This window comes from Streptomyces sp. NPDC006193, assembly GCF_040613915.1.
In the GTDB taxonomy this organism is placed as follows: Bacteria; Actinomycetota; Actinomycetes; order Streptomycetales; family Streptomycetaceae; genus Streptomyces.
The window spans coordinates 1-4827 of record NZ_JBEXTB010000060.1; the positions used below are offsets into that span (position 1 = coordinate 1).

Annotated in this window: 5 protein-coding genes and 1 pseudogene; 4 read left to right on the forward strand and 2 right to left on the reverse strand. The window is 71.1% G+C overall.

Going from position 1 to position 4827, the window contains the following annotated elements:
• From ABZ261_RS29360 to ABZ261_RS29375, 4 genes and pseudogenes are all read left to right on the forward strand, one after another.
• A pseudogene (locus ABZ261_RS29360) lies at positions 1-154 on the forward strand (4-hydroxy-3-methylbut-2-en-1-yl diphosphate synthase); the annotation flags it as partial.
• 109 nt (positions 155-263) lie between these two features.
• The gene (locus ABZ261_RS29365; protein WP_356864356.1) at positions 264-1109 is read left to right on the forward strand and encodes a GNAT family N-acetyltransferase; all 846 of its coding nucleotides are present in this window, start codon (positions 264-266) and stop codon (positions 1107-1109) included.
• 20 nt (positions 1110-1129) lie between these two features.
• On the forward strand, positions 1130-1660 hold the full coding sequence (locus tag ABZ261_RS29370) for a GNAT family N-acetyltransferase (RefSeq protein WP_356864357.1): 531 nt from the start codon (positions 1130-1132) through the stop codon (positions 1658-1660).
• 74 nt (positions 1661-1734) lie between these two features.
• Positions 1735-3441, forward strand: a complete 1707-nt coding sequence (locus tag ABZ261_RS29375) for a proline--tRNA ligase (RefSeq protein WP_356864359.1) — start codon at positions 1735-1737, stop codon at positions 3439-3441.
• 183 nt (positions 3442-3624) lie between these two features.
• Here ABZ261_RS29375 and ABZ261_RS29380 read toward each other — a convergent pair whose 3' ends face one another.
• Positions 3625-4044, reverse strand: a complete 420-nt coding sequence (locus ABZ261_RS29380; RefSeq protein WP_356864361.1) for a hypothetical protein — start codon at positions 4042-4044, stop codon at positions 3625-3627.
• 336 nt (positions 4045-4380) lie between these two features.
• Positions 4381-4827 (reverse strand): hypothetical protein (locus ABZ261_RS29385; protein ID WP_356864363.1); only part of this gene is annotated, 447 nt, incomplete at its 5' end.

The following is a 4827-nucleotide window of genomic DNA, read 5'->3' on the forward strand; positions in this document are numbered from 1 at the left end:
CAAGGGCCAGATCTTCGTCAAGGGCGAGGTCATCAAGACCGTCCCCGAGTCGAAGATCGTCGAGACCCTGATCGAGGAGGCCATGAAGCTCGCCGCGCAGATGGAGGCCGACGGCGTCGCCTCCGGCGAGCCGTCGGTGTCGGTGGCGGGCTGACCGGCCGGCCCCGCGCCCGGACTTCGGGGCCCCGGCACCGGCAGCGCGGCCCCCGGACAGCGCGGCTATAGTGCGGAGATCAGCAGAACCCCAGGGTGAGGCCCCGCACGTGTTGACCCAGACCACCTCACGGGTGCTCGAACCGAGCGACCTGGACGCAGCGCTCGCCGTCCTCGACCGCGAGCCGGTCGCGAACGCCTTCGTGACCTCCCGCGTCCAGGTCGCCGGCCTCGACCCCTGGCGCCTCGGCGGCGAGATGTGGGGCTGGTACGAGGACGGCATGCTCACGTCCCTGTGCTACTCGGGCGCCAACCTCGTCCCCATCTGCGCCACCCCGCGCGCGGTCCGCGCCTTCGCCGACCGCGCCCGGCGGGCCGGCCGCCGCTGCTCCTCCATCGTCGGCCCCGCCGAGGCCACCGCCGAGCTGTGGCGGCTGCTGGAGCCGCACTGGGGCCCCGCCCGCGAGGTCCGCACCCGCCAGCCGCTGATGGTCACCGACCGCATGCCCGACGGCACCGCCCCCGACCCGTACGTCCGCCGCGTCCGCAAGGACGAGATGGAGACGATCATGCCGGCGTGCGTGGCGATGTTCACCGAGGAGGTCGGCGTCTCCCCGCTCGCGGGCGACGGCGGTCTGCTCTACCAGGCCCGGGTCGCCGAACTCGTCGGCGCCGGCCGCTCCTTCGCCCGCATCGACGACGGCCGGGTCGTGTTCAAGGCGGAGATCGGCGCGGCCACCCCCCACGCCTGCCAGATCCAGGGCGTCTGGGTGGCCCCCGAGTACCGGGGCAGGGGCCTGGCCGCCCCCGGCATGGCGGCGGTCCTGCGCTACGCCCTGACCGACGTCGCCCCCGTCGTCAGTCTGTACGTCAACGACTACAACACCGCGGCGAGAAGGACGTACCACCGCGTGGGCTTCCAGGAGGTCGGCGCCTTCATGAGCGTGCTCTTCTGAACCCCCTGTACGCTCCCCGCATGGACGCAGTGATCGGCCCCCTGGACCTCCCCGCCCACGTGGACGAGGCCCTGGCGGTCCAGGCCGCCGCCTTCGGACTGGGCCCCGACGAGGTCGCCGTACGCCGCCAGATCGTCCTGCGGCACATGCAGTACCAGGGCGCGCGCGCCTACGGCGCGACCGTCGGCGGACACCTCGCGGGCTTCGTGTACGGCATGCCCAACAGCCGTACCCACTGGTGGTCCACGGTCGTGGAGCCCTACCTCCGCGCCAACGGCAACGAGGGCTGGCTCGACGACTCCTTCGTCATCACCGAGCTGCACGTCCACCCCGACCACCAGAACCGCGGCATCGGCCGCCGCCTGATCACCACCATCACCGACACCGCCGCGGAACCCCGCTCGATCCTCTCCGCGATCGACGTCGACAGCCCCGCCCGCGGCCTCTACCACTCCCTCGGCTACATCGACCTCGCCCGCCGGGTCCACTTCCCGAGCGCGTCGATGCCGTACGCCGTGATGGGCGCACCCCTGCCGCTGCGCAGGCGATAACCGATTTCCGCCCGCACCGGCGGCCCGGCTAACCTCCTGTGCCATCACCCTTACCCCTCAGGAGTACGAGAACCATGGCCAACGCACCGGTCCTGCGCATGTCCCAGTTGATGGCGAAGACGCTGCGCGACGACCCGGCGGACGCCGAGGTCCTCAGCCACAAGCTCCTCGTCCGCGCCGGCTACGTCCGCCGCACCGCCGCCGGCATCTGGAGCTGGCTGCCCCTCGGCAAGAAGGTCCTGGCGAACGTGGAGCGCATCGTCCGCGAGGAGATGGACGCCATCGGCGCCCAGGAGGTCTCCCTGCCCGCGCTGCTGCCCCGCGAGCCCTACGAGGCGACCGGCCGCTGGGACGAGTACGGCCAGGAGCTGTTCCGGCTCAAGGACCGCAAGGGCGGCGACTACCTCCTCGGCCCCACCCACGAGGAGATCTTCACCCTCCTGGTCAAGGACCAGTGCACGTCCTACAAGGACCTGCCGGTGATCCTCTACCAGATCCAGACCAAGTTCCGCGACGAGGCCCGCCCCCGCGCCGGCATCCTGCGCGGCCGTGAGTTCCTCATGAAGGACTCGTACTCCTTCGACACGGCGGACGAGGGCCTCGCGCAGTCCTACGCCCTGCACCGCCAGGCCTACCAGCGCGTCTTCGAGCGCCTCGGCCTCGACTACCGCATCTGCGCCGCCACCGCCGGCGCCATGGGCGGCTCGAAGTCGGAGGAGTTCCTCGCCCCGGCCGAGGCCGGCGAGGACACCTTCGCCGACTGCCCGAACTGCGACTTCGCCGCCAACACCGAGGCGATCACCTACGAGCTGAAGCCGGTCGACGGCTCGGACGTCCCCGCGCTCGAGGAGATCCCCACCCCCGACACCCCGACCATCGAGACCCTGGCCGCCTCCCTCGGCGTCCCGGCCTCCGCCACGCTGAAGAACCTGCTGGTCAAGGTGGACGGCGAGATCGTCGCCGTGGGCGTGCCCGGGGACCGCGAGGTGGACCTGGACAAGGTGGAGGCGCACTTCGCGCCGGCCGCCGTCGAGATGGTCACCGAGGCGGACTTCGCCGAGCGCCCCGATCTGGTCCGCGGCTACGTCGGCCCGCAGGGCCTGGGCGGGAAGGTGAAGTACATCGCCGATCCGCGGGTGGCCCCCGGCACCGCCTGGATCACCGGCGCCAACAAGGAGCACACGCACGCGAAGAACGTCGTCGCCGGACGGGACTTCGAGGTCGACGCGTACGTGGACGTCGTCGTGGTCCAGGACGGCGACCCCTGCCCCAGGTGCGGCACCGGCCTGAAGCTGGACCGCGCCATCGAGATCGGCCACATCTTCCAGCTCGGCCGCAAGTACACCGACGCCCTCAAGCTGGACGTCCTCGGCCAGAACGGCAAGCCGGTCCGCGTCACCATGGGCTCCTACGGCATCGGTGTCTCCCGCGCCGTCGCCGCGCTCGCCGAGCAGACCGCCGACGAGCACGGCCTGGTGTGGCCCAAGGAGGTGGCCCCGGCCGACGTGCACGTCGTCGCCGCCGGCAAGGCCCTGCAGACCGAGCTGGCCCTCGACGTCGCCGGGAAGCTGGCCGCCGCGGGCGTCCGCGTCCTGGTGGACGACCGGGCCGGGGTCTCCCCGGGCGTGAAGTTCACCGACGCCGAGCTGATCGGCGTCCCGCAGATCCTCGTCGCCGGACGCCGGGCCGGCGAGGGCGTGCTGGAGCTGAAGGACCGCAAGACCGGTGAGCGCGAGGAGCTGACCACCGAGGAAGCGATCGCCCGCCTGACCGCGCAGTAAGCACCCCCGCCTCCCGCCAGGACAGCCCGGGCCCGCCCTTCCGCCCGGGCTGTCCGCACGCCACGCGGCCGCACCGGCGCGCGCAGCCGCCTGCGGGCTGGGCGCTCGGGACACGCCCCGGGTGGCCGGCGCGGCCATCCTCATCCTTACGCGACGCTGACCGAAGAGACAGGATGCGGGCGTTCACGACGCATCCTTGCAGGGGCGCTGCCGTTTCAGGGCAGCTGTGTATCCCTGAATCAACGTGCTCATCGCACGCTCGTCCCGGCGTGCAGGTTCCAGCACTTTCACGAAGGTGCTGATGTCCTCCTCGACGACGTCGGCGCCACGGCACTGGATCAATGACACAGCGGCCTCATCGGCATAGGCGATGGAGTTGTCCGCCGCTGACTTCTGGTCCGGAATCGAAAGCCGGCTTCGCAGGATGTTCCGCGCCGAGTCGCCGGCCTCGACCCGTTCGCCGCTGACCACCAGCACCTTGTGCTTGTCCACGGTGACGTCGCACAGCGCCGAGCCGTCGCTCAGATCCCCGGTCCGCTTCACGGTGAGGCGCTCACCGGAGGCCGGCAGGAGGTCGGAAAGGGCATCGTTCGGCACGGACACGCCGCACAGAGCCCTCGGTACCGTGAATCGCCGCTCCGGCTCCCCCGAGGAGCACCCGACGGCCGTCGCCGCTACAACGAGGAGCGACACACCGCGGGAGACATACGACAGGGATCTCACTTGCTGCTCTCCGATTTCCACTGAGCGCCGTCCGAGTGGCTGTGGCCGGCGGATGTGCGCGCGGCTCTCCTCAGGTCGTCGGCGGTGTCCGGGTTGACGGTGTCGTTGTTCACCAGCGCGTGGTCGACGGCGGCAGCAGCGGACTCCAGAGCTGCCTCACGTCCGCTGTTGTCGCATACCGCGTCACAGCGAACGGTCCCGCCCCCCCGGCCGGCCTCAGGCGCCTGTCCGGTAGGGCTGCTGTTTCTTCAGCGACGCGGTGTAGTCCCGGATCAGCTGCCGCATGGACGGTTCGTCCTGACGTCCTGGTTTCAGTGTCCGGATGTACGTGCTGACGGCCTCTTCGCGATGGCCCTCACCGGGGCAGGGGACAACCGAGACCGCCGCCCTGCCCACGTATGCGATGGAGCCGCCGTCACCGGACTTGGCGTGGCCGATGCCATGGTCGTACGAGGCGATGACCCACGCGGACCGCCCGGACTTGACGTGTTCCCTCTCGACGGTGAGCACCACGTCCCCGTCGACCGTCACCTCACACGTCGTTCCGGACTGGTCCGAGGCCGTCGGCTTCTTCGCCTGCAGGGTCTTGCCCGAGGCGGGCAGGAGACGACCGAGCGGGCCGCCCTGGACCGTGACACCGCACAAGTCCTCGGGGATCGCGAA